1 protein-coding gene is annotated in these 674 nt (G+C 66.8%); it reads right to left on the bottom strand.

What is annotated here, in order from left to right; all coding sequences use genetic code 11:
- A partial coding sequence (locus BRAS3843_RS36160) for an Hpt domain-containing protein (protein WP_035983991.1) occupies positions 1-659 on the bottom strand: 659 nt, incomplete at its 3' end.
- Positions 660-674: the final 15 nt, after the last annotated feature.

The raw sequence follows: 674 nt of genomic DNA, 5'->3' as shown, positions 1-674 counted from the left end.
GCTTTGGCGGCTTCAGCTTTGGCGGCCGGTGCCGGCTCGACCTTCGCCGCTGCGGTCGGCGCGGCGGGTTTCGTCTCGGCTTTCGCCGGCGCCTTTTCATGGGCGGGTGGCATCTCGATCGCGGTCTCGCGGAAGGCGCGCTCCAATTCGTCGAGCGACACTTCGCCCGGACGCAGCGGCCGCTCCAGGGTCTGGTCGATCAGCGTGCCCTTGGCAACCGCAGGCTCCGGCGCGGCAGGAGCAGCCTCTTCGGCCGGCGCTCCGCCTGCAGCCATGGCGGCCATGCCACGCTCGACCATCGCCTCGAGCTCGTCGATCAGGTCGCGATCCGCGCCCTCGGGCTCGGCTTCGGTGGCCTCGAGCTGTCCGAGAATGTCCTTGATCCGGTCGATCGTGGTCAGGATCAGCGTCACCGCCTCGCCGGTCACCGGCATGCCGTCGCGGAACTTGCCCATCAATGTTTCGGCGGCGTGCGCCAGCGCCTCCAGCCGCGGCAGGCCGAGGAAGCCGCAGGTCCCCTTGATCGTGTGTACCAAGCGGAAAATGTTATCCAGGATCTTGGCGTTGTTCGGCTCCTGCTCGAACCGCACCAGCTGATTGTCGACGGTGTCCAGGCTCTCGCTGGTCTCCGTCAGAAACTCACGCAACAGATCATCCATGAAACCAGGCCTTCC

The sequence above is a fragment of the Bradyrhizobium sp. STM 3843 genome (assembly GCF_000239815.1).
Classification (GTDB): domain Bacteria; phylum Pseudomonadota; class Alphaproteobacteria; order Rhizobiales; family Xanthobacteraceae; genus Bradyrhizobium.
The sequence above is the reverse complement of the archived record's forward strand: the minus strand, read 5'-3'. Positions and strand labels throughout refer to the sequence as shown.